The sequence below is a fragment of the Citrobacter sp. EC_71 genome (genome assembly GCF_019584005.1).
Taxonomy (GTDB): Bacteria; Pseudomonadota; Gammaproteobacteria; order Enterobacterales; family Enterobacteriaceae; genus Citrobacter; species Citrobacter werkmanii.
In genome coordinates this window covers 332,464-359,034 of the sequence record NZ_VDAY01000001.1, presented here as the reverse complement: position 1 = coordinate 359,034, position 26,571 = coordinate 332,464, and the positions used below count along the sequence as shown (strand labels likewise).

General features: G+C 49.6%; 25 protein-coding genes and 1 tRNA gene. 15 read left to right on the top strand and 11 right to left on the bottom strand.

The window, feature by feature from the left end; all coding sequences use genetic code 11:
• Window positions 1-55: 55 nt before the first annotated feature.
• On the top strand, window positions 56-2,860 hold the full coding sequence (gene misL / locus FHD02_RS01640) for an intestinal colonization autotransporter adhesin MisL (RefSeq protein WP_220393489.1): 2,805 nt from the start codon (window positions 56-58) through the stop codon (window positions 2,858-2,860).
• A 112-nt stretch (window positions 2,861-2,972) separates the two neighbouring features.
• On the opposite strand, the gene FHD02_RS01635 is transcribed toward misL, so the two are convergent.
• The gene (locus FHD02_RS01635; protein ID WP_255596968.1) at window positions 2,973-3,386 is read right to left on the bottom strand and encodes a hypothetical protein; all 414 of its coding nucleotides are present in this window, start codon (window positions 3,384-3,386) and stop codon (window positions 2,973-2,975) included.
• A 653-nt stretch (window positions 3,387-4,039) separates the two neighbouring features.
• Window positions 4,040-4,330 (bottom strand): SymE family type I addiction module toxin, encoded by a 291-nt coding sequence (locus FHD02_RS01630; protein WP_220393488.1) that lies wholly within the window; start codon window positions 4,328-4,330, stop codon window positions 4,040-4,042.
• 126 nt (window positions 4,331-4,456) lie between these two features.
• Here FHD02_RS01630 and FHD02_RS01625 point away from each other — a divergent pair, with 126 nt between their 5' ends.
• Together FHD02_RS01625 and FHD02_RS01620 are read left to right on the top strand one after the other, a co-directional pair.
• On the top strand, window positions 4,457-4,648 hold the full coding sequence (locus tag FHD02_RS01625) for a toxin-antitoxin system HicB family antitoxin (RefSeq protein ID WP_086538653.1): 192 nt from the start codon (window positions 4,457-4,459) through the stop codon (window positions 4,646-4,648).
• 35 nt (window positions 4,649-4,683) lie between these two features.
• Window positions 4,684-5,892: a DUF3644 domain-containing protein gene (locus FHD02_RS01620; RefSeq protein WP_137371320.1), complete on the top strand. Its 1,209-nt coding sequence runs from the start codon at window positions 4,684-4,686 to the stop codon at window positions 5,890-5,892.
• 142 nt (window positions 5,893-6,034) lie between these two features.
• On the opposite strand, the gene FHD02_RS01615 is transcribed toward FHD02_RS01620, so the two are convergent.
• From FHD02_RS01615 to FHD02_RS01590, 6 genes are all read right to left on the bottom strand, one after another.
• The gene (locus FHD02_RS01615) at window positions 6,035-6,847 is read right to left on the bottom strand and encodes a hypothetical protein (RefSeq protein ID WP_003844494.1); all 813 of its coding nucleotides are present in this window, start codon (window positions 6,845-6,847) and stop codon (window positions 6,035-6,037) included.
• 492 nt (window positions 6,848-7,339) lie between these two features.
• The gene (locus tag FHD02_RS01610; RefSeq protein ID WP_220393487.1) at window positions 7,340-9,673 is read right to left on the bottom strand and encodes a primase-helicase zinc-binding domain-containing protein; all 2,334 of its coding nucleotides are present in this window, start codon (window positions 9,671-9,673) and stop codon (window positions 7,340-7,342) included.
• Between the two features lie 14 nt (window positions 9,674-9,687).
• Complete coding sequence (locus FHD02_RS01605) at window positions 9,688-10,008, bottom strand: DUF5375 domain-containing protein (protein ID WP_003844498.1); 321 nt, start codon at window positions 10,006-10,008, stop codon at window positions 9,688-9,690.
• Window positions 10,005-10,232, bottom strand: coding sequence for a hypothetical protein (locus tag FHD02_RS01600; RefSeq protein ID WP_021536582.1), 228 nt, complete (start codon window positions 10,230-10,232; stop codon window positions 10,005-10,007). Before FHD02_RS01600 ends, FHD02_RS01605 begins: the two co-directional genes overlap by 4 nt.
• Window positions 10,229-10,780, bottom strand: coding sequence for a host cell division inhibitor Icd-like protein (locus FHD02_RS01595; RefSeq protein WP_220393486.1), 552 nt, complete (start codon window positions 10,778-10,780; stop codon window positions 10,229-10,231). Before FHD02_RS01595 ends, FHD02_RS01600 begins: the two co-directional genes overlap by 4 nt.
• Window positions 10,777-11,043 carry an AlpA family transcriptional regulator gene (locus FHD02_RS01590; protein WP_000556587.1) on the bottom strand — a complete coding sequence of 89 codons (267 nt, stop codon included), beginning with the start codon at window positions 11,041-11,043 and terminating at the stop codon, window positions 10,777-10,779. The genes FHD02_RS01595 and FHD02_RS01590 overlap by 4 nt, the downstream gene beginning before the upstream one ends.
• A 540-nt stretch (window positions 11,044-11,583) precedes the next feature.
• On the opposite strand from FHD02_RS01590, the gene FHD02_RS01585 reads away from it, so the two are divergent.
• From FHD02_RS01585 to FHD02_RS01575, 3 genes are read left to right on the top strand one after another with little or no spacing between them, the layout of a single operon-like run.
• Complete coding sequence (locus tag FHD02_RS01585) at window positions 11,584-12,327, top strand: hypothetical protein (protein WP_032939185.1); 744 nt, start codon at window positions 11,584-11,586, stop codon at window positions 12,325-12,327.
• Window positions 12,328-12,330: 3 nt separating this feature from the next.
• Entirely contained in the window at window positions 12,331-12,570 is a 240-nt protein-coding gene (locus tag FHD02_RS01580; protein ID WP_000468231.1) for an ogr/Delta-like zinc finger family protein, read from the top strand.
• A 15-nt stretch (window positions 12,571-12,585) separates the two neighbouring features.
• Complete coding sequence (locus FHD02_RS01575) at window positions 12,586-13,152, top strand: phage polarity suppression protein (RefSeq protein WP_171858762.1); 567 nt, start codon at window positions 12,586-12,588, stop codon at window positions 13,150-13,152.
• 212 nt (window positions 13,153-13,364) lie between these two features.
• Here the strand turns inward: FHD02_RS01575 and FHD02_RS01570 are convergent, their stop codons facing one another.
• The 3 genes from FHD02_RS01570 to FHD02_RS01560 all read right to left on the bottom strand — a co-directional run bounded on the left by FHD02_RS01570 (window position 13,365) and on the right by FHD02_RS01560 (window position 16,179).
• On the bottom strand, window positions 13,365-14,741 hold the full coding sequence (locus tag FHD02_RS01570) for a HEPN domain-containing protein (protein WP_220393485.1): 1,377 nt from the start codon (window positions 14,739-14,741) through the stop codon (window positions 13,365-13,367).
• Window positions 14,742-14,746: 5 nt separating this feature from the next.
• Complete coding sequence (locus FHD02_RS01565; RefSeq protein WP_220393484.1) at window positions 14,747-15,922, bottom strand: integrase arm-type DNA-binding domain-containing protein; 1,176 nt, start codon at window positions 15,920-15,922, stop codon at window positions 14,747-14,749.
• A gap of 162 nt (window positions 15,923-16,084) precedes the next feature.
• Window positions 16,085-16,179 (bottom strand) — tRNA-Sec (locus FHD02_RS01560).
• A gap of 290 nt (window positions 16,180-16,469) precedes the next feature.
• Between FHD02_RS01560 and FHD02_RS01555 the strand changes: the two genes are divergently transcribed.
• The 9 genes from FHD02_RS01555 to FHD02_RS01515 all read left to right on the top strand — a co-directional run bounded on the left by FHD02_RS01555 (window position 16,470) and on the right by FHD02_RS01515 (window position 26,542).
• Window positions 16,470-17,852 carry a glycoside-pentoside-hexuronide family transporter gene (locus FHD02_RS01555; protein ID WP_137371319.1) on the top strand — a complete coding sequence of 461 codons (1,383 nt, stop codon included), beginning with the start codon at window positions 16,470-16,472 and terminating at the stop codon, window positions 17,850-17,852.
• 10 nt (window positions 17,853-17,862) lie between these two features.
• A complete protein-coding gene (yicI, locus tag FHD02_RS01550; RefSeq protein WP_220393483.1) occupies window positions 17,863-20,187 on the top strand; it encodes an alpha-xylosidase in 2,325 nt (774 codons plus the stop codon).
• Between the two features lie 315 nt (window positions 20,188-20,502).
• Window positions 20,503-22,056, top strand: a complete 1,554-nt coding sequence (locus tag FHD02_RS01545) for a transcription antiterminator (RefSeq protein WP_042311540.1) — start codon at window positions 20,503-20,505, stop codon at window positions 22,054-22,056.
• Window positions 22,057-22,082: 26 nt separating this feature from the next.
• Entirely contained in the window at window positions 22,083-22,553 is a 471-nt protein-coding gene (locus FHD02_RS01540; protein ID WP_003024008.1) for a PTS sugar transporter subunit IIA, read from the top strand.
• Window positions 22,554-22,572: 19 nt separating this feature from the next.
• Complete coding sequence (locus tag FHD02_RS01535; protein ID WP_042311542.1) at window positions 22,573-22,893, top strand: PTS fructose transporter subunit IIB; 321 nt, start codon at window positions 22,573-22,575, stop codon at window positions 22,891-22,893.
• A gap of 26 nt (window positions 22,894-22,919) precedes the next feature.
• Window positions 22,920-24,011, top strand: coding sequence for a PTS fructose transporter subunit IIC (locus FHD02_RS01530; RefSeq protein WP_042311543.1), 1,092 nt, complete (start codon window positions 22,920-22,922; stop codon window positions 24,009-24,011).
• A gap of 11 nt (window positions 24,012-24,022) precedes the next feature.
• Entirely contained in the window at window positions 24,023-24,874 is an 852-nt protein-coding gene (locus FHD02_RS01525) for a class II fructose-bisphosphate aldolase (RefSeq protein WP_137397423.1), read from the top strand.
• A gap of 80 nt (window positions 24,875-24,954) precedes the next feature.
• Window positions 24,955-25,815 (top strand): ketose-bisphosphate aldolase, encoded by an 861-nt coding sequence (locus tag FHD02_RS01520; protein WP_006687642.1) that lies wholly within the window; start codon window positions 24,955-24,957, stop codon window positions 25,813-25,815.
• A 49-nt stretch (window positions 25,816-25,864) separates the two neighbouring features.
• A complete protein-coding gene (locus tag FHD02_RS01515; RefSeq protein WP_220393482.1) occupies window positions 25,865-26,542 on the top strand; it encodes a D-lyxose/D-mannose family sugar isomerase in 678 nt (225 codons plus the stop codon).
• Window positions 26,543-26,571: the final 29 nt, after the last annotated feature.

Here is a 26,571-nt window from a genome sequence, read left to right as displayed (position 1 = left end):
ATTTCACATCCTTGCGATGTGGTGGACGCTCTACGCCTGATAGCAGGAGGCTACTATGCCAAATCCAAAATCTTACTCTCGTATTGCCATCGCGGTTTCAGCCGCATTAACGTCTATGGTATTTTCAGCCCATGCAGCCTGGGTTGATGTTGATAGTCTTCCTTCCAGCGGTCTGGTTAGCAGTCTGCCCCCGGAATTGCAGGCAATAATCCCTGCGCAGGCCAATGCCAATTTCGCTAAAACCAGTGCCATGCCAAATTATGTTTATCAGTGGAGTGCGGGCACCATTCCCGTTTATGGTAATGGAATAACGTTAAATGGGCCAGGCGCAGAAGCCTTTGAACATTCCCTTACCGTTATTCAAAATAATAAAACAGGGAGTCCTGGCGTTATTTTCGGTGACGACCTGACGATCCGCACCCAGTCGAAAAATGCCGCCAATAATGGTAAAGATGTTGATGGTATTCGCACGCATGGGGCCAATACGCCGGATAACCCGGTCTTTATCATCACCGGAGATCGCACCAGTATTTATGTGGATGGTCAGGATGGTGATGGTATTAACGCCGGTTATAACGCGATAGGCCAGGGCTGGATAGGCTCGGCTAATATCTACGTCGGTGACGATCTGTACATCAAAACGACGGGTAACCAGGGACGTGGTATCACCGCCAATGCCATGCGAGATGCGACGCTTGCCAAAAATACGATTGTTGTTGGTGATCGTGCGCACATTGTCACGACCGGCGACGGCTCTGAAGGCATTCGCTCCGGGCAGAGCGGTTCCTCGATCCTGCTTGGCAATGACGCCACCATTGAGACATCGGGTACCTCTTCCACGGGCATTTATGCCGCCTCATCTTCCAAAACGGAACTGGGTAATAACGCCACTATTACGGTTAACGGCGCGAGCGCGCATGCGGTCTATTCCACCAACGCGACCGTGAACCTGGGCGACAACGCGACGATTAGCGTGAACAGTTCTGGAAAAGCGGCTTCATACAGCAAAGCGCCACGCGGCCTGTTTGCGATTTCACACGGGTCGATAAACCTGGCGGGTGGCACCGCCATTACTATGGTGGGCGACCACAGTACTGAAAGCTATGCCATCAGCACCGAAACGGGCGGCACCGTAGACGGATCCGCCGGTGGACGCTTCCTTATCGACGGCGATCTTCATGCTGCCGGAGGGACAAACGCGACCAGCAGCCTGCCCCAGCAAAACAGTACGATTACGCTCAACATGACCGACAACTCGCTATGGAGCGGGGCGTCTTATATCACCAGCGCGACCGCCGGGACGGGGGTCATCTCGCTGCAAATGAGCGATGCGACCTGGAATATGACCAACAGCTCAACGCTGACCGACCTGACGCTGAACAGTGGGGCAGTGGTTAACTTTGGCCATGTTGGCGGCGAACCGTGGCAGACGCTTACCATTAATGAAGATTTTACCGGGAATGGCGGCAAACTGGTTTTCAATACCGTCCTGAATGACGATGCTTCCGAAACCAATAAATTGACAGTGCTCGGTAACACGACGGGTAATGCCTTTGTGGCGGTGAACAACATTGGCGGTACCGGGGCGCAGACCGTTGAAGGCATTGAGATTATCGAAGTTGCTGGCAACTCTGACGGTACATTTGAGAAAGCGAGCCGTATTGTCGCCGGGGCGTACGACTATAACGTTGTGCAGAAGGGCAGCAACTGGTATCTGACCAGCTTTATTCCTGCTCCGCCCGATCCGGTGGACCCTGTTGACCCTGATCCCGTAGACCCGGACCCGGTTGATCCGATTATCCCTGATCCGGTCGACCCGGACCCGATCGATCCTGTGGACCCGGTTATTCCTGGACCGGAAGAGCCTCATGTTCCGCCGGTCACGGAGCAACAGTATCGTCCGGAAGCCGGCAGTTATCTGGCGAACAACTATGCCGCTAACACACTGTTCATGACCCGACTGCACGATCGTCTGGGTGAAACCCAGTACGTTGACATGCTGACCGGTGAGAAAAAAGTTACCAGCCTGTGGATGCGTAACGTTGGCGCGCATACCCGCTTCAAAGACGGTAGTGGGCAGTTGAAAACCCAAAGTAACAGCTACGTCTTACAGTTAGGCGGCGATCTGGCGCAGTGGAGTAGCGACGGCCTCGACCGCTGGCATATTGGCGCGATGGCAGGTTATGCCAACAGCCAGAACCGCACACAGTCCAGCCTGACCGGCTACCATTCTCGTGGGCAGATTACCGGTTATAGCGTGGGGCTGTACGGCACATGGTATGCCAATGACGCAGACAAGACCGGCACCTATGTGGATACCTGGGCGCTGTACAACTGGTTTGATAACAAAGTGATGGGCCAGGAGCAGGCGGCAGAGAAATATAAATCCAGCGGTATCACCGCCTCGGTCGAAGCCGGTTACAGCTTTAAACTGGGCGAAAGCGAGCGCAACAGCTACTGGCTGCAACCGAAAGCGCAGGTGGTGTGGATGGACGTGCAGGCCGACAGCCATCGCGAAGCGAACGGGACCCGCGTGAAGGATGACACCGATGGCAACCTGATGACTCGTCTGGGCGTGAAAGCCTTTATCAACGGCCATAACGCCATCGATGACGGTAAATCTCGCGAGTTCCAGCCGTTTGTCGAAGCTAACTGGATCCACAACACGCAGACAACCAGCGTGAAGATGGACGATGTGAGCAACGATATGCGTGGCACCAAAAACATCGGCGAGCTGAAAGTGGGTGTTGAAGGTCAAATCACTCCGCGCCTCAACGTATGGAGCAATGTGGCCCAACAGGTCGGCGACAAAGGCTACAGCGATACCCGCGGTATGCTCGGCGTAAAATATAATTTCTAATGTAAGTGAGTAATGGAAAAGCCGCTGATTCACCGATCGGCGGCTTTATTTCTTTGGAATCGTAGGCCGGATAAGCGTTAGCGCCATCCGGCACCAAAAGCTGGAAATTATGCTAGCTATTACTTTTTTTACTACAAGAAAGTTCTTTGCCTAACGCAATCATAGCCAGGGTTGAAGGTGTGTATTTTGTTCTTTCCTTAGGATGAGTTTGGAGATAATTCCCGACAATATCGGCCTCCTGCCCAATGGTTATACTCTCACCGCAGATGATATTCTCTTGAGATAATGTGCCTGCCACTCCTGCGACAAAAGACATATACATCACAGCAATCTGTTCATCCTGAACATTCAAATAATCAAAACCTTTTTCATATAATTGATAGCCGTGATAAAGCGAGTTGCCGTCGATATTTAACGTCGATTTTGCAAGTGCTGGTGTTGAAAGACAGAACAACACGACAGGAATGGAAATTTTATTGATCATACGAGCACCAACCACCCTTATGATGTGAACCTGTACCACCATGCGGATGTTCGCCTTTCGGACATGCAAAAGCGGCGGATGAGGTGGTGATTGTGACGAAAGCGATAACCATTGCCATGCATAATTTTTTCATATGTAACCCAATAAATAATTTATTAGAAACGAGGCCGTCCCTTCCTGATGAAAGAAAAAATGCCTGTGTGTTTTTAGCGGGATTATAATATGGTATTTATTGTGCTGTCATGTTTATCGTTTGGCATAGGCCATCAGGATAGTATTATCATTATGCTTTTTCGTGTAGGGATTGAACAATCCCTGATGCGTTGCCGATTCATGGATAATAAACTAAAATTCCAAATATCATAATTATTGTTCTTCCCCATGAGTTTATAACGCATTTTTATTTATTCGGAGCCATTAATTCATCAAAAAAAATTATCTCCATTAACAATATTGTTAGAATGAATGTCACATTTTGCACATTGAATCTTGGCTTTCAGTAACTGAATTTTTATTTCTTCGACTTTTTCATCGTCGTCAGTCGAAAAGATTGTGTCTGGTTTTTCGTGGTGATTCATTTGTTTGGGTTCCCGTTACACTTTGGCTTCATTTTCCAAGAGAGTAGGCCGGATAAGCGTCAGCGCCATCCGGCATCAGGTTAACATGTAAGCGCCACTTACATGTTAACTCGCAATTCACTGGAGAGTCGCCAGCGTGCTCTCGATTCTGTTCAGCTTCTGACTGGCCTCTTTCAGCTCATTCTGCAACCGTTGCTCCTGTTCGCCATAGACCATCAGGACGATACAACCGTTCATCACTTTTACGGTAACCTGTTGCCCGGTATCAAATCCCGCCGCGCGTAGCCACTTGCCGGAGAGAATGATTTTGGGCGTGGATTTGTCGAAAACATTCGGGCGATATCCCACAATTAGCGAACGCTCGGTTCCGGATTGGTCGGTGTCTGGGGTAGAATGCGAATCAGCCATAATCAACTCCTTGATAGTTGGTGAGGTTAGACGCTCCGGCTGTGTTCCCGCACATCGGGGCGTTGCTAGTGTAGAAGGCTTTTAGGTGGCCTCCTATATGGTTAAGATAGTTGGATAGGTGGCCCTATGTCAATCATATCGCGCGAAAAAAAACCAAAAGGCGGCGGTCAATCACCGCAGTTTAAAATGCGTATTGATCCGGCATTGAAGGAGCAGTTGGATGCTGTGGCGGCAGAAGAAGGGGTAAGTCTCGCCAGTTGGTTAAAGGAACTGGCGAGAGAGGCTTTGCGGAGGAAAGGTATTAAACCCAATGGGTAATTTCATAGGCATTATTATTTGAGAGGGAATTTGAAATGGCTAGAACAGCTAACCAATTGAAATTATTGGATGTGCTAAGAAGATTTGAAAAGTCTAAAAAATTATTCACGATTACTGAGTTAGCTACTGAAACTGGTTATACTGAAAACAGTATAAGAAAATATATAAATGAGAAGTTGAACGGAATATATGTAAATAGTTCGAATGGCAAGCTATGGAAGTGTGAAGGAATACAGAAGATATCAAATGACGATTTTATTTGTTTAATGTCACAATCTTTAAAAGCAAAAAATCTTACACCAGAAATAAAAATTTATAAATCTCTCCTAAAAAGAAGTTTGGATGCATTTGTTTTGTCATTGGAGGTATATAATAGGCCAACACTAGATAATAGAGTGGAAGCATTTTGTATACTATCAGTCAATGCTTGGGAACTATTGTTAAAAGCAGAATTGCTTAAGTATTCAGGCATGGATGCAGTTTTTAAGAAAAATGGATATTCTGTAAGTATAACTGATGCAATTAATAAAAGGTTGCAGCAAAATGATCCTGTTAAGAAAAATCTAGATACCTTAATTGAACTTAGAGATGGGGCTATACATTTATTATTACCTGAGTTACAACCGGAGCTTTCTCGTCTTTTTCAGGCTAATGTTTTAAATTATCAACAGCGTTATTTGAAAGAAACAGGTATGTCACCATTAGCTGGACAGAGCGTTGGAATGTTAAGCTTAGTTGTAGATGGCCCTAAAAGTGATATATCCACTATAAAAGAAAACTATGGTGAGATGACTGCAAATGTTGCACGTGAGTTTCTGACAAGATTTCATAAAGCTTCTAAAGAACAAAACTCGAATGAATTTAGTATATCAATTGACTATAAGCTTACACTTACTAAATGTGAGAAAGATAGTGATTTATCATTGGGTTTAGGAAACCAAGGTAGTAATGCAATAATTATTCGAGAAACTAGAGATCCTGATATAACTCATCCTTATTATCAAGGTTCAGCAATTGAAAAAATAAATAGACAACAGAAGAATGTTGTACTCACGAAATTTTCTTTCACCGCAATAACTAAGAAGCATAATATACAGAAAGCAAAACGATCTGATATGCATTATACCATTGATAATAGACATCGTTATTCTGAGAAATTCATACAATGGGTTATTAAAAACTTAGAACAACCTGGGTGGATAGAAGAGTCAACAGCCCATTACAAAAAAATCATCAAAAAATAAGAATTTTGGCGGAAGATCACAGGAGTTCTTATTGATTCATAACCTAATGTTTTGTATTGTTATTTTTTCTTGATTATGATGTGCTTATACACATAGCTATACACATGTACTGTGGCACAGTGTATAGCTATGTAACTCCAGCTCAATCCAATTTGGTCACTACTTCATTCATTGTATAGTGCACAAATTGCTTTCCTAGTTCGGTCAGTACATAAGATTTTGTGTTCTCGAAAGCAGACTCAAGCGTTGATGTGCCTCGCTTAGCTTGCGGAGCATGCCTTTGTTTTAAGAACTGACCATCTTCTGTGGTATTACGTGCTTGCCTAATCACTCCACCTGTTGACAGATCTCTAATTAACATTTTGTAGAGATCAGCCTCAGCCGAATCTTCGCGCGGAATTATTTCATGCAATTCCATCCATATTTCATAACGCGTTACGCCAGGATTTTGATAAATAATTCTGATAACCTGAAAATGAACTTCGTGATAAATGTTAAGCCAATCTATAAATAAACGAATGATATCATCAGAACATATTTTAGAACTGACAGCATTAGTTATCATATTAGATACTAGCTGTCTTTTTTCTTGTGTATCAGCATCATTCCATACTCGAAAACTTTTGCGAACTAAATCAAGATACTCCTCAGACTCAAGTCTTTCGTTGATATCCTCGCCTAGTTGTTCAAATCTCTTTGCTATAACATTTAAAGTTGAATTTAAATTTTCTAGTTTTTTATGATGTTCTTCAAGCCACTTTGTTTGTAATGAGTTTAATTTTATATTGCCTTCTTCGCTTTTAAAATTTGCAATAGCACCTAAAAAACCTCCAATCCAAGGTATGCTCCCTAATGCTGCAAGAGCAAACTGTTCTGCTAATCTTTTCTTATTAGAAGGGTTTAAACTATCTATTTCATTTCTAAAATCAATAATATCAAAATTATCATCATCCATTTGAATGATTCCTTTTATGTCGCATGATAATACTTAAAATATATGCTTGTTTAACATAAGGATGAATCGATTATTGAGATTTCTATCAAGGATTAACATTTTAGTTACTATGGGCACGCAGTGCTTTCCATTCAAGCACTAGTTTCGACTATGGTTACAAAAAGTTTTTTTGCATTTAACTGTTCACACTGTTCACTTCGGTTATTTATCATTTTATATCATGTGGTTAGGTGGTGATGAGTTGGTGAAGAGTGAACAGTCGACTCTTCACCTTTGTGATTTGTGCTCGTTCTGGATCTGTCCGGTCGGGCAATACGCGGGGTGATAAAAAGTTTTTTCAGGTTTTACTGTTCACACTGTTCACCTCTGGTTTTTTATCAATAATTTCATGGTGATACAGGGTGAATATACGGTGAAGGGTGAACAGTGGATTGTTCACCTTGTGGCAATGACCAGAAAGGAAAAGACCGGCTGTTGCCGGTCTGAGTTAGGTTATGTTGCTGCGGGGTCGTCGCACTTCGGCAGCCAGTCGCCGTAGATTTCCTCTTTCAGCGACAGGTTGGTTTGTATCCCCTGCTTTGTGTGTCGCCTCTCATAATTCAGGCCGTACTCTTTCAACATCATGGGCAGCCCCAGCCCGAACATTTTCAGACTGAGCACGTTTCTGTACCCGTTGGCCTCCATATAAGCCAGATACGCGTGATAGAGATATTTACGGTAATTACGCGGGATGATGCTGGCATTACCCATAAACATCCCGTTGGTCTGCGGGAGCATTTCCAGATAGCCGCAAAAATCAAACGTTGGGTCAGCATCGCGCTTGATACTGAGCGCCTCGTCGGAGTTCTGCTGCGACTGGAGCAGTGCTCGGGCGGTCATCGGGTCGCTGAATTTCTGCATAAGCTGGCGCACAATGACGGCCAGCTCGCGCGCAATTTTATCCCTGAGCTGCGGGTCGCGTTCCTCCGGCGCAATCTGCTCCGGGAAGTGAATAATCACCCGGCGGCGCGACACACCGCCGCTGCGGTCGGTGAAGCGCATCGGGTTATTGTTGACCGCCAGAATGACCGCCGGAATATGTGTTGAGTAGGGGTTCTGGTATTTCGGGTCAACCGAGACCGCATCACCGCCGGTGATGGCCTTAAGCCCTGCGCCGTCACCGCTCCATTTTTCCTGGTCTGGCAGACGGATTAGCGAGAAGCCAATCAGGGATGCACGTTTGCGCGGGTCTTCCAGTGTGTCGATATCGGCTGACGTGGCATTATCTTCCCCGGCAAGCAGGGTCGCGATTTCAGCCAGAATACTTTTGCCACTCCCGCCGGGACCGGTGACTTCGAGAAAGAGCTGCCAGTCGTAACGGTTCGCCAGCACCATAAACAGCGCAGCCAGAATCACGTCGCGTTTTTGTGGACTTTTACCGGCCGCACGGTCGAGCCAGCGCCAGAAGTTCGGCGCGTGCGTCTCCAGCGTTTCCCCTTCCACCGGCGGGGTAAAATCCACATCGCACAAGGTGCGCAGCCAGTGCGATTTGTGGTGCGGGCTGAACAGGCCGCTTTGGGTATCGAGTACCCCGTTGCGAAAGCCAATCAGACGACGCGCCGGTGTATCCTGCTGCGGAATAATCAATTTCAGGGTCTCCACCACCGAGGCAATTTTCCCGGACGAGAACGGGGCGCGTAAGCGCTGGAATAAATCAGCCACATTCCGTGAAAAAGTGGCGGCAGGGATATTTTTCCAGATGCCGTTTTCATAGCGGGACAGGAGCTGGCCGTTCGCATCCACTGCCAGCGCTTCGCCGTAGTGCTCATGCACCCGCAAAGCCTTGTCGCTGGCGCTCATGGCGGTAAATTCCGCCTCGCTCATGGTATCAAAAGGACTTTGTGCCGGAGGCCGGATAGCGTCATAAATGGCTTTCCTGGTGGCCTCTTCACCTTTCTGCATAAACGCATCATTCCAGTCACCGAACACCGGCGGTAGAGCGACAATGCCCTCACAGGCATCTGCGGCCGCAGCGGCTTTGCTCTGGCCATCGCCGTTCAGGTCACGGTCGGCGGCGAGGACAATCTGACAGGCCGGGTACTTCTGACGGGCAAGGCTCGCCAGAGAAAGGAGGTTCACAGAGGACAGCGCCACCATGACGGTTTCTCCGGTCAGGTGATGCACGGTGAGCGCGGTCGCATAACCCTCTGCAATCCACAGGCGTTTTCCGGCCTGTTTTTTCCCTTCGATGACATGACATGCCCCTTTGACCTGACCACCTTTCAGGGTGCGTTTGAGACCGTCAGAATTGATAAGCTGAACGTTAACCTGCGCCCCGGCATCGCCATACAGCGGGACAACCACATCACCGGCACGGAACGTCACGCCGCCGGTTTTGTGTGTGGCCGTCAGCATGACACACTCATGATCGGGGAATCCCTTGCGGGTGAGGTAGGCGTTGCCGCTGGCCGGTCGGGTTTTCTCCATGAGCCTGACCGCCAGCGCGGCCGCTGCTTTGCGGTCAGCCTCCGTTTCAGCTTCTGTGGCCGCAATTATTTCCGGGGCAACCGGCGGCAGGTTGCCGGTCACGGCGTTCACCTTCCCGGCAGCTTCTGACGGGGTCACGCCGAACACTTTCTCTACCAGCTTAAGTCCGTCACCTGCGCCGCACTGGTTGCAGAACCATGTGCCTCGCCCCTCTTTATCGTCAAAGCGGAAACGGTCAGAGCCACCACACACCGGACAGGACTGATGCCGGTTTTTAATGACCTTTACCCCCAGCGCCGGGAGAATGCGCGGCCAGTGGCCGCACGCCTGTTTTACGGTTTCCGTTACGTTCATTTTCATCGTTGTTTTCTCCCTCAGTGCAGTACCGGTGCGGTGATATGACGGGCGCAAAGCTCATCCATCACGGCCAGCCCGAGAAAGGACAGCGACGGCGTGGCTTTGAGTGGTCCGGCTTCCATTAAATCTTCCAGTAACGCACAGGCAATCTGGCGGCCTTTTTCCTCGCCGTGCTGGCGCAGGTAGAAGCCCTCCAGCTCGGCGGCAATGGCGCTTTCCAGCGCGTCGAGGGTGAGGTGCGGGTAGCGGTGCTGGCGTTCGCACAGGGTCAGCCATGCACAGGCCACGGCACGACGATACAGCGCGGCGCGTAATACGGGCGGTAATGGCTTTTTCATACGTTACCCTCCCCGGTCAGCCAGTGCTGATTGCAGCGTTCGACCACACCGTCGAGCTGGGCTGTCATGAGGTAAATCACGGAGGTGAGCTGTAACTGCTGCGCCGGGTCACGACGAACGGTGGCGCAGTCCTGTACCTGCATCAGGTCGCTGACGAGCTGGCCGACATTGCGCATATGCTCCAGACATTCGAGGTCACGGGCGGTAATGGTGGTGTGTCTCATGCGCGCACCTCCGCAACAGGCAGACGGCCAGCAAATGAGAGGACGTAATCGCGAACGAGGGAAAGGCGTGCGGCGTGCTCATCACCGGCAACGGTGCGGAGCATACAAATACGGGGTTTACGGTCTGCACGACGAACGGCGGCAAACACAAAAACAAATTGCGGGTGTAACGGGGTGAGGGTCGTAGCCATAGTGGCAACCTCCAATGTTTGCATGTGACTGCTACCACTGGAAACGCCAATTTCACTGGTGGTAGCCCAGACGGGGTTGGCGTAACCGGCAACATTGGAAACCGGCGCTTCGTGAGAAGCCCCCGCCTGAGCCACCATTACACGAAGGATCCATAGACAGATAAATCTCTGGATCAAAAATGGATGCGCTGAGGCATAGACACAAAAAAAGACGCAAGGCGCGTCCGGTGTCGCCAATGTTGTAAACGGGACGCCAATCCCGGCTGCCGATTTTGCGGCAGCGGGAAAACTATACCTGGAAACGGCGAAAAGAAGCAAGCCAGAAAAAGGAGCTGTTTGCTGAACGGTCATCATCATGCGTCATAGCCCCGGTTACGTTCGGCAATGCGATCCGCCATCCATGCAGTGATTTCAGACTGCGCCCACGCCACATTTTTTCCGCCGAGGGAGATTTGTTTCGGGAAGGCTTCCCGGCTGATGAGGTCGTAAATGGTCGAGCGGGACAGGCCGCACAGATGCATCACTTCGGGCAGACGGATAAAGCGCTCGTGAACGGTATCAGAAACCGGCATCAGCGGGGCGGCAGGGGCAGAAGACGGGGAAGAAAAAGCGGTGTGCATCGGGCTACCTCACAAAGTCCATACAGTGCCGGTCGTGTCCGTCCGGCTTCGGGTAGCTCTCTATTTTGTGAATATTTTCTCTCAGGGCAACAAGTCATTTTGTACTGCTCCACCACACAACAGAGCGTTTTTTATACAGTGGCAAACGTTGGCCGTTTTTTGGCAAACGTTGGCATACCGGTGGCCCATTGCTGATTACTTTTGTTTATATATTTATTATTTTTAATCACTAAAAAGTCTAAGTGGCTGACTGGCTGAAAAAACTGAAGGGTGAACAGTGGTGAACAGACGGTGAACAGTCAGACCTTCAACTGTTCACCATTTAACTTACTGTATTACTTATCTTTTTATTTAAGGTGAACAGTGGTGAATAGTTATAAGTAAAAAAACAAACGGTGAGTAAGGTTTTCCTGCGACCTTTCTCTGGCCAGCCTGATTTTAAGGTCTGTTTGTGCCAGCACTCTGACAACGGCAATGAATCGTGTTGTTGTGCAGGAGGCATCAGAATCATTTCAGGTTGAACACACGGAGAGCCTGAACATGAAACCCGAACTCATTATCAAAGCCATGCAGACCGTTATCAGTAAACAGGATGAAGGCGCGGAACAACGTATTGCCGGTGCGCTGGCCGCACTTAACGAAGCAAAAGACGCACACACGGCCAGCATGGAAAAACTCAGCGACATTGAGGCTTCCATTCAGCGTTGTGAGCAGGAACGACAGACCGCCCTCAGTGAAAGTGCACAGGCCGAACAGGACTGGCGCAGCCGCTTTCGAACTCTGCGCGGCAACCTCACTCCTGAACTGAAAGCTGAACACAGTAAACGTATCGCCAGTCGCGAACTGGCTGATGAGTTCACCGGTCTGATTACCGAGCTGGAGAAAGACAAAAGCCACGCCATGCTTGGCGCATGCTCCTCCGGTACGGCTTATATCAGCGCCCATGAAAAAGCGTTCACTACCTACGCCAACAGCGAGTGGAAGAAGGCGCTGGCCGGTATCAGCCCCGCACTGTTACGTGCCTTTCTGTTGCGTATACGGTCGCTGGAAATGAGCGGAGAAACCTCGCCGCGTGCGACCGTGACCCGCGAGCTGGGTGATGCCCTGAATATGCAGTCAGCCCTGTATCATTTTGATATGGAGCAGGAGCCGGTCCTGTCCGTAACGGGCATGAATCGCCCGGTCATAACCGGGGTTGATATGGCGCTGTTAAGAAGCCCGGCCAGACGGATGAAACTTGCCGCTGAACTGGCCGAAAAATCCCACGAACAGGCAGAGGGCTGAATCATGTTTCACTGCCCGTTCTGCAAAAAGACCGCGCACGTCCGTACCAGCCGTTATCTGTCGGAAAACGTCAAACAGCGTTATCACCAGTGTACCAATATCGAATGCTCGGCCACTTTCCGCACCATCGAGTCGGTTGACGGTGTGATACGTGCCGCACCGGAAAAAACCGACCCCGCCCCGGTGACGCCACCGCCGCCGCGTAAAGTACAGGGCTGCTACAGCTCGCCGTTCCGGCATTAATCAGGAGAGAGACACGTGACCACTGTGACAATACAGCAGGCCTTTGAGGCCTGTCAGGCGAACAAAAACACCTGGCTGAAACGTAAAGCCGAACTGGCAGACCTTGAACGGGAATACCGTGAACAGCTCCTTGCCGGTGACGAACAAATCCCGCGCAGAATGCAGGATTTGCGCGACAATATCGATGTGAAAAAATGGGAGATTAATCAGGCCGCCGGTCGCTATATCCGCTCACATGAGGAGGTGCAGCACATCAGCATCCGCAACCGGCTCCATGACTTTATGCAGCAGTACGGCGCGGAGCTGGCCGCCACGCTGGCACCTGAGCTGATGGGATATCACGAACAGCTTCCCGCAGTAAAACAGAGCGCCATGCAGCACTCGGTTGATTATCTGCGTGAAGCCCTGTCGGTGTGGCTGGCCGCCGGTGAAAAAATTAATTATTCCGAGCAGGACAGCGACATTTTAACGGCGATCGGATTCAGGCCTGATGCGGCTTCGCGGGATGATAATCGCCAGAAATTCACTCCGGCACAGAACCTGATTTACACCCGCCGACGTGCAGAACTGGCCTCACGGTAGCACGCAAAAAAATCCGCGAAAATTCCACTATTTTTCCCGAAAAAAGCCATGCATCCATAAGGTGCATGGTTTTGCATGCAAATCCCCGTATTTTATTTCCCCCACCACGCCAGTTCCGGCGCGGCCTGAGCCGGTTCATGCACCTGCATGAAAACTACCCTATAAAGCGGGCAGGCGTGGCGGGGAGAGCATTGCGCGCAGACGTACACTTGTCATTTATTTTTGTCTATGGCGTTTTCTAGAAAATCAAAGAATTCCTTCACTAATTTATCATTGTTATTTTCAGTAAAGCCTCGCTTGTAAAATCCAATGCATGCAGAAAAAATAGCCCTGCTAGTTAATTCGCTATATTGAGATGAATACAAAGGTTCAACTCCTCGGTATAGAGACCAGGCTCCATGAGCTATGTCAGATCTAATTTCATACATTTCTTTAGCAACCTTATCCCAGTCCTTTTCATTTGGATAATAAATTGAAACTAATGATGAAATGCGTCTAGTAAAGTTCTTTGTAGTTGAAGAATCTTTTTTCTCACTTGGTAGACTCACAAGTCTTTCGAGCGCTGTTGCTAATTTCACTATGCGTGAACTTTCATCCTTATCTTGTTGCGCGCTACTAAATAAATAGATGGCATCAATTAATCGGTCAGAAATGATAGATCTTTCATTAGGCTCTATGGCTAAGTCAATTAGCTGAGATAACACCTCTCCTAAATTGGAACAGTAATCTTCCTCAAATTTATCCCAGAACTTATCACTCCATACAACTCTGCCTATAGATGAATGATTATAGTTGAAATTCCTATTAGATTTCTTTGTGAAATAAAAACCTTCGTAGTTAGGGTAGGGGCTAGTAGATAAGCTTAAAAAGTGTGGCGATATTTTATAGTGCTCGCTAAATAAATGTAGTATCCCAACTACAAAGCCTGCTATATTTTTAGCGATTCGCTCCCTACTCTTTTTAGAACGTTTAGTTATTGGGATTTTTAAGAAATGCTCATAGGGGTATTTATGAGAAAGGCAATATGTCGTTGACAATGCAAGCTGGTCTTCAGTCAATGCATCACCAATTATTGAATACATTTTCTTTGATGATATTATTTCAGCGCGACCAATAGAAACTTTATCTTTAATTAGTCCGTGAGCTAACACAGGGAAATAGAACTCTTCTTCTACCATTTCCCTTTTTATCATTTTAAATGCATTGTTAAGGATTCTTGTGCATCCTTTAATTCCATCTTCACCATCATCGATGAATATATGAATATATAGACTGTCCTTTATTTTTGCCACTAATTCATCCACAGCGACCAACATCTCTAATCTATTCGATTTGATATATCTTGCTGCTATGGAATATAACCTTTCATTTGAAAGGTATGAAAGATGGATTTGCCTTCTTGGGGTGTTATTTTTTTTATCTATAAGCTCATACGGAGTGTCTATAGTCATTCCTATTGAACCAAGGGGACGATCATATTCTTTTCGATAAAAATCTTTAAAATTAGATGAAGCTAATTCTTTATTTATTCGATCTGCTTCAGAAATAATGAAATCAAAATCTGTAACATCTTGTAAACTTGCGCTCATGATTTTCACCACGTTATGTTAATAAGAAGATCACTATACCATTGCAGCATTTTCTTTCGTTCTTCTAAATATTGAGCATGATTATATATGCCGCGTATTTTATTTTTATCTGCATGTGCTAATTGCATTTCAATCCATGCACTTTCAAAACCTTGTTCGTGCAAGATAGTAGACATTGTATGCCTGAAACCGTGGCCAGTAGCACGTCCTTTATAACCTAATAATTCAATTACCTGTGACACAGTTTCTTTAGATATAGGTTTGCTACGGTTATTTCTTCCAATAAATATATAAGGATAACGGCCAGTTATTGGTTTAAGCTGCTTAAAGAGGTCAATAACTTGAGTAGATAAAGGAACAAGGTGAGGCCTACGCATCTTCATGCGTCCTGCTGGAATTTGCCATACCCCTTTTTCTAAATCAACTTCATCCCAAGTAGCAAAACGCATCTCCTGAGTTCGTACACCTGTTAGCATGATTATTTTTGTCGCATTTTTAGTAATAATGCTACCTGTATACGCTTCTAAATCGCGAATAAAATGTGGTAATTCTTCGGCAGATAAAAACGGGTGGTGTTTTTGCTTGGGAACGGCCAACGCTATAGCTAAGTCAGGGGCAGGATTATACTCAGCACGACCTGTTATGATCGCATAGCGAAACACTTCTCCACATCTTTGTCGCACCTTTCGGGTTTTCTCTAAAGCTCCACGTTTTTCAATGCGTCGCAGCACCTCAAGCAACTCTAATGGCTTAATCTCACCTATAGGTCGTTTGCCAATAAAAGGGAAAATATCTTGCTCAAATGTTTTAATGATTTCCTCTCGATAAGCAACTGTCCAACGATCGGCTTTAGTTGAATGCCACTCTCGGCTTACTGATTCGAAAGAATTTTCTGTTGATAGCTTCTGAGCTAGTTTTTGTGATTTGCGTTCCTCAACCGGGTCAATGCCATTAGCAACTTGCTTACGGGCGGTATCGCGTTTCTCACGTGCTTCTGCAAGGCTCACAAGGTCGTAGCTACCCAATGACATTAGCCGCGCTTTACCGGCAAAACGAAAGCGGAAGCGCCAGCCTTTTGAGCCATCTGGATTTATTAGTAATGACAGCCCTTGCCCATCGTTCATTGTGTAGGGTTTGTCTTGGGGCTTTGCTCGTTTGATTTGTATGTCTGTAAGTGCCATGTGTATAAGTCAAAAATGTGTATAAAAAATCTATACACATCACTATACATATTTTTCATGGATTCAGGGAGAACTTGTCGGACGGTTACGGATGAGTAATTCGCTATATGTGTTGAAAATAAAGGATTTTTTAGACTTTCTCGGAAGGGTGTGGAGGAACTTTGGCGGAAGATCACAGGAGTCGAACCTGCCCGGGAACGCTGGCGTCCCCAACTGGATTTGAAGTCCAGCCACCTCACCGGAGATGACGATCTTCCGCGCCTCGATTGCTACATGGAGGCGGGGCGCATTATAGCTACTTCCTCGGGTTTCCACACCCCCTCACTCACTTTTTTAACTTCCGTTTCTCCTTACCATGACCCCTTTCAAATAAATATCTACAAAATCCATCACTTACAATTAGACATATTTTTAGACGCTACTCCGATCACAGAAAACAAGAATCGTAATTTGATAACGAGATATCGGAATACCCGCGCTTAAAGGGATGGTTTACAAGAACTGTAACCGGTACCAGTGCGTGTGAAAGTGCAAACAAGGATGCGTAATGAAAAGTGAGATTCTGTCTGTTAAGGAGAAGATTGGTTACGGCATGGGCGATGCCGCCAGCCACATCATCTTCGATAACGTCATGTTATATATGATGTTCTTTTATACCGATATCTTTGGTATCCCGGCCGGATTTGTCGGCACGATGTTCTTACTGGCCCGCGCGCTGGATGCCATCTCAGACCCCTGCATGGGGCTGCTTGCTGACCGTACCCGTTCACGTTGGGGGAAGTTTCGTCCGTGGGTGCTGTTTGGCGCGCTGCCGTTTGGTCTGGTTTGTGTGCTTGCCTACAGCACGCCGGACTTCAGCCTGCACGGCAAAATGATTTATGCCGTCATCACCTACACGCTGCTAACCCTTCTTTATACCGTGGTCAATATCCCTTATTGCGCGTTGGGCGGCGTGATCACCAATGACCCGACGCAGCGCATCTCCCTGCAATCGTGGCGCTTTGTGCTGGCAACGGCTGGCGGCATGCTCTCCACCGTCCTGATGATGCCGCTGGTAAAGCTGATTGGCGGCGAAAACAAGGCCCTGGGCTTCCAGGGAGGAATCGCAGTGCTCTCGGTTGTGGCGTTCCTGATGCTCGCATTCTGCTTCTTCACCACCAAAGAACGTGTTGAAGCGCCGCCAACCAACAATTCAATGCGTGAAGACCTGCGCGACATCTGGCAAAACGACCAGTGGCGCATCGTCGGCCTGCTGACCATTCTCAACATTATGGCGGTCTGCGTTCGCGGCGGTGCGATGATGTATTACGTCACCTGGATTTTGGGCACACCGGAAGTATTTGTCGCCTTCCTCACCACCTATTGTGTCGGCAACCTGATTGGCTCTGCGCTGGCAAAACCACTGACCGACTGGAAATGTAAAGTTAGCGTCTTCTGGTGGACGAACGCCCTGCTGGCCGTCATCAGCGTGGCGATGTTCTTCGTGCCGATGCACGCCAACATCACCATGTTCGTCTTTATCTTCGTGATTGGCGTCCTGCATCAGCTCGTAACGCCAATCCAGTGGGTAATGATGTCAGACACCGTTGATTACGGCGAGTGGTGTAACGGCAAACGTCTGACGGGCATCAGCTTTGCGGGAACGTTGTTCGTGCTCAAGCTGGGTCTGGCGCTTGGCGGGGCGCTGATCGGCTGGATGCTGGCAGGCGGTGGCTACGATGCCGCGGCGAAAACGCAAAACAGCGCCACCATCACCATCATCATTGCATTGTTCACCCTTATTCCGGCTATTTGCTACCTGCTGAGTGCCGTGATTGCCAAACGCTTCTACACCCTGAAAACACCGTATCTGACTGAAATTATGCGTCAGCTGGCGCAGGGTGCGCACCGTAATCAGCAAGATTTTACGACGAAAGAATTACAGAACTAAGGAACCGATTATGAAAATTAGCGACGGAAACTGGCTGATTCAGCCTGGTCTGAATGTGATTAACCCTGTCCAGGTGTTCGAGGTTGAACAGCAAGGTAATGAGATGCTGGTCTACGTTGCGCCGCGTGACGTACGTGAACGGACCTGGCAACTCGATACCCCGTTGTTCACGCTGCGCCTTTTCTCGCCACAGGAAGGCGTGGTGGGTGTCCGGATGGAGCACTTCCAGGGTGCGCTGGATACCGGTCCGCATTACCCGCTGAACGTGCAGCAGGACGTAAACGTTGAGATGCAGAACACCGCTGAGTTCGCTGAGCTGAAGAGCGGTAATTTGAGCGTTCGCGTCACCAAAGGCGAGTTCTGGTCGCTGGATTTCCTGCGTAACGGTGAACGCATTACCGGCAGCCAGTTGAAAAACAACGGCTATGTACAGGACGCCAACAGCGGACGCAATTACATGTTCGAGCGCCTGGATCTGGGCGTCGGTGAAACGGTGTACGGGCTGGGCGAGCGCTTTACCGCGTTGGTGCGTAATGGGCAGACGGTAGAGACCTGGAACCGCGATGGCGGCACCAGTACCGAGCAATCTTACAAGAACATCCCGTTTTATATCACCAACCGTGGCTACGGCGTGCTGGTGAACCATCCGCAGTGCGTGTCGTTTGAAATCGGTTCTGAGAAAGTGTCGAAAGTGCAGTTCAGCGTCGAAAGCGAGTATCTGGAATATTTCGTCATCGACGGCCCGACGCCGAAAGCGGTGCTGGATCGCTATACCCGCTTTACCGGTCGTCCGGCGCTGCCGCCAGCCTGGTCATTCGGCCTGTGGCTCACCACCTCGTTCACTACCAACTACGACGAAGCGACGGTAAACAGCTTTATCGACGGCATGGCGGAGCGCAACCTGCCGCTGCACGTTTTCCACTTCGACTGCTTCTGGATGAAGGCTTTCCAGTGGTGCGACTTTGAGTGGGACCCGCAGACCTTCCCGGACCCGGAAGGCATGATCCGCCGCCTGAAAGAAAAAGGCCTGAAGGTCTGCGTATGGATCAACCCGTACATCGGCCAGAAATCACCTGTTTTCAAGGAGCTGAAAGAGAAAGGTTATCTGCTCAAGCGCCCGGACGGTTCCGTCTGGCAGTGGGATAAATGGCAGCCGGGGCTGGCGATTTATGACTTCACCAACCCGGAAGCCTGCGAATGGTATGCCGACAAGCTGAAAGGCCTGGTAGAAATGGGCGTGGACTGCTTCAAAACTGATTTCGGCGAGCGTATTCCGACCGACGTGCGCTGGTTCAACGAGGCTGACCCGCAGAAAATGCACAACCACTACGCCTATATTTACAATGAGCTGGTGTGGAACGTGCTGAAAGAGACCGTCGGTGAAGAAGAGGCGGTGCTGTTCGCCCGTTCAGCCTCCGTGGGCGCACAACAGTTCCCGGTGCACTGGGGTGGCGACTGCTACGCCAACTATGAATCGATGGCCGAAAGCCTGCGCGGCGGCCTGTCCATTGGTCTCTCCGGCTTTGGCTTCTGGAGTCATGACATCGGCGGCTTCGAAAACACCGCCTCTGCGGACGTCTATAAGCGCTGGTGTGCATTCGGGCTGCTCTCCAGCCACAGCCGTCTGCATGGCAGCAAATCCTACCGTGTGCCATGGGCGTACGATGAAGAGTCCTGCGATGTGGTGCGTTATTTCACCGAAATGAAGTGCCGCCTGATGCCGTATTTGTATCGTCAGGCCGCGCTGGCGAACGAACACGGCACGCCGATGCTGCGCGCCATGATGCTGGAGTTCCCGGACGATCCTGCATGCGACTATCTCGACCGCCAGTATATGCTGGGTGACTCGGTAATGGTGGCGCCAGTGTTTTCCGAAGTCGGTGATGTGCAGTTCTACCTGCCGGAAGGGCGTTGGACACATCTGTGGCACAACGACGAAATTCAGGGCAGCCGTTGGCATAAACAGCAGCACGATTTCCTGAGCCTGCCGGTATACGTGCGCGACAATACCTTACTGGCGCTGGGCAGTAATAACCAGAAGCCGGACTACGCGTGGCATGAAGAGACCGCATTCCAGTTGTTCCATCTGCAAGAAGGTAGGGAAGCGGTCTGTGAAGTACCATCGATGGACGGCTCGGTTATCTTCACGCTGAAAGCGATACGCACGGGTAACAGCATTACCGTACAAGGTCGCGGTGAAGCGCATAACTGGACGTTGTGCCTGCGTAATATCCCGCAAGTTAGCAGCGTGAAGGGCGGTTCACATGCCAGCAACGAGTGGGGCGTAGTGGTGACCCCTGAAGGTGATGGGCTGACGATTACCCTGAAAATGTAGCCGACGTGGTGCCGGATGCATTTTATCCGGCCCACGATGCGAGCAGCGTTCCAGATCTGAAAATCAAAAATATTCTGACTTAAAAATTTACCTACCCATATTTGCGAGCGCTATCACTCTAATTCCCGTAAAAAATGTGATCTGCGCCGTAAATATCTCACTATTTCCCCGTTTTGTCTTATTTCTGTCCGGAATACAGGACACGATTTAGTATTGTTGGCGCATCGTAGTCCTCTTATATTTATCATCACGGATTACACGTGGAGCATCAATGCTTCTTTAGATATTTAATCTGGTGTGTGATAAGGGTAAATAATGCAAATGATTACCTCGCGACAAAACAGATTATTAAAATTCCTCCTGTCCCGGAAGGAATATGTCACGCTACTGAAAATTGCCGAATATTTAGCTGTTTCAGAGAAAACAGTCCAGCGGGATCTGCGATTGCTGGAACCATGGTTAGCGGAATGGAAAATAGCCATCGATAAGCGTACTGGCGCAGGCGTAATATTAAGCGCCGATAATATTACTGATCTGTTGTATCTGGATCAGTTATTAGGGAGCGAGGGTGATGATACTGACGGCATGATGAATAATTCGCGGCGCGTCAAAATAGCATCGCAATTATTAAGCGAAACGCCGCATGAAACGTCGATCAGTAAATTGTCTGAACGTTATTTCATCAGTAGCGCATCGATTGTTAACGATCTGAAAGTGATTGAATCCTGGATAGCGCCATTGGGCTTATCGCTTATCCGCAGTCAAAGCGGCACGCACATTGAAGGTAGCGAGAGCAGCGTGCGCCAGGCGATGGCATCGCTGATTAACGGTGTGATTAACCATAATGAACCCGGCAGCATGGTGTATTCGCGTCTTGATCCCGGCAGCTATAAAGCGTTAGTGCATTACTTCGGCGAGGAAGACGTTTTATTTGTCCAGACGCTGCTGCAGGAAATGGAGAACGACCTGTGTTGGTCATTGGGGGAGCCTTATTACGTCAATATCTTCACCCATATTTTGATCATGATGTACCGCATCACGCGCGGAAATGCGCTGCCGAGAAAAGATGAAAACATCACCTCATGCGACGAGAATATTTTTTCTATTGCCAGTCGTATGATTCAGCATATCGAAAAACGCATCGCTCACCCGCTGCCGGAAGACGAAGTCTGGTTTATCTATCAATACATTATCTCGTCCGGCGTGGTGATTGAAGAACATAATGATGTGAGCGTAATTGGTCATATGCACTCCAGCGACGAAGCGCGCTTAATTACTCATCGACTGATTGCCATCTTCGCCGAGATGGTCGACAGCGATCTCAGCCAGGATACTGCGCTGTATGACGGATTGCTGATCCATATTAAGCCGCTGATTAACCGCCTGAACTACCAGATCCGCATTCGTAATCCGCTGCTGGAGGATATTAAAGGCGAGTTGCAGGACGTCTGGCGTCTGACCCAATGTGCAGTGAATAGGGTATTTAGCGGTTGGGGAGAGCGGGCCGTTTCGGAAGATGAAGTGGGATACTTAACCGTCCATTTTCAGGCCGCAATGGAGCGCCAGATAGCGCGTAAGCGGGTGTTGTTAGTCTGCTCAACCGGGATTGGCACCTCGCATTTACTTAAAAGCCGCATTCTGCGCGCCTTTCCGGACTGGACGATTGTCGGCGTGGTGTCAGCTGGCAGTTTGCCCTCCGTACTGACGGACGATATTGAGCTGGTGGTATCGACCATTAATTTACCCGCCATTGCTATGCCGGTCGTGTATGTCACCGCCTTTTTCAATGATGCGGATATTAAGCGGGTAACGGAAACGGTTATTACGGAAAAATTACATCGGGCGACGTCGCTGGTCGTTGAAAATTAATGTCTGAACTCCATGAGGTATGATTGATGGACATCACGAAAATTCTCAATACAAATCGCGTTATTTTGGATATGAAGGCTACGAACAAAACGGAGGCTATTGAGGAACTTACTGATATTCTGCAAAAGGATGGGGCAATTAGCTGTCGGGAAACATTTATCCAGGATGTCTGGCAGCGCGAGTCCGAAGGCTCGACCGGATTCGAAAATCATATTGCGATCCCCCACGGGAAATCCTCGGCGGTAGTTAATACCACCCTGGCAATTGGTCGTACCCGCCAGGATATTCCCTGGGAAACCCTGGACGGCAGCAATGTGCGCTGCATCATTCTGTTTGCCGTACGTCTTGAAGATCAAAACACGACCCATATTCGTCTGCTCTCGCAGGTTGCCGGTGCGCTAGCGGATGATGACATTATTGAACAACTCTTAGTTGAAAGTAGTCCACAAAAAATTATTGAGCTGTTTAGTCAATATGCTGAATCCAATGTCTGCTAAATAAAATGTGGAGCATGTTATGAATATTGTTTGTGTTGCCGCCTGTACGGCTGGTATTGCGCACACCTATATTGCCCGCGAAAAATTAATTAAAGGCGCTAAAGCGCTTGGGCATAATATAAAAGTTGAAACCCAGGGCACCATCGGAACGGAAAACGAACTGCTGGCAGATGATATTTCTGCCGCGGATGTCGTGATTCTTGCTGTCGATGTCAAAATAAAAGGGGAGGAACGATTCTCAAATAAACGTATTGTGCGAGTAAAAACCGAAATCGTCATAAAATCGCCCATTCAGTTTCTTGAAAAGGTCGAAAAATCATTAGTTAATACTAACCAGTAGCGATCCTCATTCTGGAGGGATTTCACATGAGTGAAAATAAAATTCCGCTATCTCAGGAAATAAAAAAACATTTATTAACGGGGATTTCGTGGATGATCCCGTTAATTGTAGCCGCCGGGATCTGTATTGCTCTCGGGCAAATACTTGGTGGCACTAACGTAGGCGAAAAAACAGGAACTATACCCTGGATGCTCAACCAGATTGGCGGCTGGGGGATGGGGTTAATCGTGCCGCTGATAAGCGCGGCGATTGCGTACTCCATTGCCGATCGCCCCGGATTCGCGCCGGGTCTGATTGTCGGCTTTGTCTGCGGCGAAATTCATACCGGTTTTATTGGTGGGATGCTGGGCGGCTTTCTGGTTGGCTATACCGTCCTGCTGCTTAAACGCTATATCCGTTTACCGCAGTCGATGCAGGGTCTGATGCCCATCATGGTGCTGCCCGTATTGAGCACCGTCATCGGCGGGTTGCTGATGATGACGCTGATTGGCAAGCCGATAGCCTGGCTGCAGGACGCGCTAATTCATCTGCTGGAGTCCATGCAAGGCGGGTCACGCTTCCTGATGGGCGCCATTCTCGGCGCAATGGCGACGTTCGACTTCGGGGGGCCGGTGAATAAAACCATGTCGCTGTTCGCTGACGGCATGTTGGTCAGCGGCGTGTATGGCCCCGAAGCGGTGAAGTTTGTCGGTTCGATAATCCCTCCGTTCGGTATTACGCTCTCCTTCCTGCTCACGCGCCACAAGTATACCCGTGCGGAACGTGAGGCGCTGAAAGCGGCATTCCCGATGGGGATCTGCATGATAACCGAAGGCGTTATTCCGATTGCTGCGCGTGATCTGCTGCGCGTAGTGGGCTCCTGTGTGGTGGCCTCGGCGATAGCGGGTGGCCTGATTATGGTATGGGGTGTCGAAAGCCCGGTACCGCACGGCGGCATGTTTGTGGTTCCACTCTTTACGCATCCACTGCTGTTTTGCCTGGCGCTGGGGATCGGGACGGTGATTTGCGGCGTTATGCTCTCGCTGTGGAAGAAACCGGTAACCGAGCGTGACGAAGAGTTTGATGAGCTCAGCGATCAAAAGCTGAAAGACGAAGAGATCACCTTCACCCTGGAATAACCGGAGGCCGTATGTTTGCCGATATGAAAAGCATGGTGACGAAAGCCTGGCGCGGGCAGTATGCGCTGCTGGCTATCAACTGTATGAACCTGGAAAGCGCCCGTGCGGCGGTGCGGGTAGCAGAGAAACACCGTGCGCCCATCATTCTGAATCTGTATCAGGGGCACCTGGACCATTTTCCGGCACCGATAGCGGCGGCGGTGGTTAAAACGCTGGCAGAGGAAGCTTCGGTACCGATCGCGCTGGCGTTAGATCATGGAAAGGATCCTGTACGCATCCGCCAGGCTTTTCGCGCCGGATTCAGTGGGTTAATGATCGACGCCTCCGCCTTTGCCCTGGAAGAAAACATTCGCCAGACCCGGGCGGTGGTCGAGCTCGCAGCCAGCGTTTCTCTGTGCGTGGAAGGCGAGTTGGGCCACCTGGCTGACGCCCCGCGTTATGACCATGCCGCTAACGCTGATTTGATGACTCAGGCCGCTGACGTGGAGCCATTTATCCAACAGACCGGGATTGATTTACTGGCGGTGTCGGTCGGTACGGCGCACGGTATGTACGCGCCGGGCGTAACGCCAGCCATTGATTTCCAACGGCTGGAGGAAATCGCCCGTTTATCAACGGTGCCGCTGGCGCTGCATGGCGGTAGCGGGACGCCGTTTGACCAGCTACAGCGCTGCCCGACGTTCGGCGTTGCCAAGATTAACGTTGGCGCGGCGGTTTTCGAAGCTGGAAAGGCCGCGCTATTGCACACCTTGTGTCGCGATACATCCTGCGAACTTGTTGATGCCCTGGCCCTGATGGAGCAGGCCTGCGAGGAAGCCATTATTCCGTATCTACAGGCCAGCGGCGCTATCGACCAGGCCTGATTCATTTTCTGTAACGCCTTTTATGCCTCTGCGATGACGCACTGGCAGGGCTTTCTACACCCTGAAACTGGAGAATTAACATGTTAGTTTCGATGAAAGAATTACTGCAACCGACCCGTCAGCACGGTTTTGCCATCGGCGCATTCAACGTGGCAGATAGCTGCTTTGTACGTGCAGTGGTAGAAGAAGCGGAAGCGACCAACACCCCGGCGATTATCTCCATTCACCCCAGCGAACATGATTTCCTCGGCGATGCGTTCTTTAGCTATGTGCGAGATATCACCCTGCGTAGCCCAGTCCCGTTCACTTTGCATTTGGATCACGGCGCTTCGGTAGAGCATGTTCTGCGGGCGATTCAATGTGGATTTACCTCGGTGATGATTGATGGCTCGCTGCTGCCGTATGAAGAGAACGTGGCGCTGACCCGTGAAGTGGTCAAGCTGGCGCATGCGGTAGGCGTTTCGGTTGAAGGCGAGCTGGGAACGATTGGCCAGACCGGAACGTCCGTGGAAGGCGGCGTGTCGAAGGTTACCTACACCGATCCCGCTCAGGCGCAGGATTTTATCGCCCGTACCGGGGCCGATACGCTGGCAGTGGCGATTGGCACCGCGCACGGGATCTACCCGAAAGGGATGCAGCCAGAGCTGCAAATGAACATCCTGCGCGACATCGCCGGGCGGGTGGACATTCCACTGGTGCTGCATGGCGGTTCAGCGAACCCGGATGCGGAAATCGCTGAATCCGTCACGCTCGGCGTGGGCAAAATCAACATTTCCAGCGATATGAAATACGCCTACTTCCAGAAAGTCCGCGAAATCCTGGCAAAAGAGACCTGGTGGGACCCGAACGTCATCTACCCTGAAGCCATCAGCGCTGCGCGGGACGTGATTCGCCACAAAATGAAACTGTTTGGCTCAACTGGCAAAGCGTCACTTTACTAACGGCATGCAGGCGGGGAGACCCGCCTCTTTCGCAACAAGGAAAAGTGCAATGAAGCGTTCACACATTAATTATGTCATCGATAAAGCGCATGCCATCGCCGAGACCTTTCGGGTCTGTCTGCCAGATTTTGCGTATTTTACGGCCAACGCCTGGCGACAACAGGACCCTGCTTTGTGGCGAGAAGTGCGCGATCTCCAGTTGGGCTGGGACATTACTGACTTTGGGCGCGGAGATTTTGCGCAAACGGGGCTGACGTTACTGACGTTGCGCAATGGTCTGATGGGTTCAGCGGGTTACCCCAAACCGTATGCCGAAAAGATGCTGCAAATTCAGCAGGATCAACAAACACCGTGGCATTTTCATCGCCATAAGATGGAAGATATCGTTAACCGCGGCGGCGGTGATTTGTGTATGCAGCTGGCATGGTCCACGCCCGATGACGAATATGATACCCAGCGCATTGTTGATGTTAGCGTCGATGGTCAGCGGCGTACCGTTAAATCTGGTGATACGTTGGTGCTAAAACCGGGGCAGGGCGTGTGTCTGCCGCCGCGGTTGTATCATCGTTTCTGGGCTGAGAAAGCGTTTGTGCTGGGCTGGGAAATCTCGATGGTCAATGACGACCAGCATGACAATCACTTCCTTGAACCGGGCGGTCGTTTCCCGACGATAGAAGAAGACGAGCCGGTGAAATGGTTATTATGCAGTGAATATATGCGTTTATGAGCGGTAGGCCCGGTAAGCGAAGCGCCACC

Coding starts and splice junctions, on each gene's coding strand:
- FHD02_RS01580 (WP_000468231.1), top strand. CDS start 12,331: ATGTTTCACTGCCCGTTCTGCAAAAAGACCGCGCACGTCCGTACCAGC.
- FHD02_RS01570 (WP_220393485.1), bottom strand. CDS start 14,741: ATGAGCGCAAGTTTACAAGATGTTACAGATTTTGATTTCATTATTTCT.
- misL (WP_220393489.1), top strand. CDS start 56: ATGCCAAATCCAAAATCTTACTCTCGTATTGCCATCGCGGTTTCAGCC.
- FHD02_RS01615 (WP_003844494.1), bottom strand. CDS start 6,847: ATGGATGATGATAATTTTGATATTATTGATTTTAGAAATGAAATAGAT.
- FHD02_RS01515 (WP_220393482.1), top strand. CDS start 25,865: ATGAAGCGTTCACACATTAATTATGTCATCGATAAAGCGCATGCCATC.
- FHD02_RS01540 (WP_003024008.1), top strand. CDS start 22,083: ATGGACATCACGAAAATTCTCAATACAAATCGCGTTATTTTGGATATG.
- FHD02_RS01630 (WP_220393488.1), bottom strand. CDS start 4,330: ATGGCTGATTCGCATTCTACCCCAGACACCGACCAATCCGGAACCGAG.
- FHD02_RS01585 (WP_032939185.1), top strand. CDS start 11,584: ATGAAACCCGAACTCATTATCAAAGCCATGCAGACCGTTATCAGTAAA.
- FHD02_RS01545 (WP_042311540.1), top strand. CDS start 20,503: ATGCAAATGATTACCTCGCGACAAAACAGATTATTAAAATTCCTCCTG.
- FHD02_RS01555 (WP_137371319.1), top strand. CDS start 16,470: ATGAAAAGTGAGATTCTGTCTGTTAAGGAGAAGATTGGTTACGGCATG.
- FHD02_RS01610 (WP_220393487.1), bottom strand. CDS start 9,673: ATGAAAATGAACGTAACGGAAACCGTAAAACAGGCGTGCGGCCACTGG.
- FHD02_RS01600 (WP_021536582.1), bottom strand. CDS start 10,232: ATGAGACACACCACCATTACCGCCCGTGACCTCGAATGTCTGGAGCAT.
- FHD02_RS01590 (WP_000556587.1), bottom strand. CDS start 11,043: ATGCACACCGCTTTTTCTTCCCCGTCTTCTGCCCCTGCCGCCCCGCTG.
- FHD02_RS01620 (WP_137371320.1), top strand. CDS start 4,684: ATGGCTAGAACAGCTAACCAATTGAAATTATTGGATGTGCTAAGAAGA.
- FHD02_RS01565 (WP_220393484.1), bottom strand. CDS start 15,922: ATGGCACTTACAGACATACAAATCAAACGAGCAAAGCCCCAAGACAAA.
- FHD02_RS01530 (WP_042311543.1), top strand. CDS start 22,920: ATGAGTGAAAATAAAATTCCGCTATCTCAGGAAATAAAAAAACATTTA.
- FHD02_RS01520 (WP_006687642.1), top strand. CDS start 24,955: ATGTTAGTTTCGATGAAAGAATTACTGCAACCGACCCGTCAGCACGGT.
- yicI (WP_220393483.1), top strand. CDS start 17,863: ATGAAAATTAGCGACGGAAACTGGCTGATTCAGCCTGGTCTGAATGTG.
- FHD02_RS01625 (WP_086538653.1), top strand. CDS start 4,457: ATGTCAATCATATCGCGCGAAAAAAAACCAAAAGGCGGCGGTCAATCA.
- FHD02_RS01605 (WP_003844498.1), bottom strand. CDS start 10,008: ATGAAAAAGCCATTACCGCCCGTATTACGCGCCGCGCTGTATCGTCGT.
- FHD02_RS01595 (WP_220393486.1), bottom strand. CDS start 10,780: ATGATGATGACCGTTCAGCAAACAGCTCCTTTTTCTGGCTTGCTTCTT.
- FHD02_RS01535 (WP_042311542.1), top strand. CDS start 22,573: ATGAATATTGTTTGTGTTGCCGCCTGTACGGCTGGTATTGCGCACACC.
- FHD02_RS01525 (WP_137397423.1), top strand. CDS start 24,023: ATGTTTGCCGATATGAAAAGCATGGTGACGAAAGCCTGGCGCGGGCAG.
- FHD02_RS01635 (WP_255596968.1), bottom strand. CDS start 3,386: ATGGTGGTACAGGTTCACATCATAAGGGTGGTTGGTGCTCGTATGATC.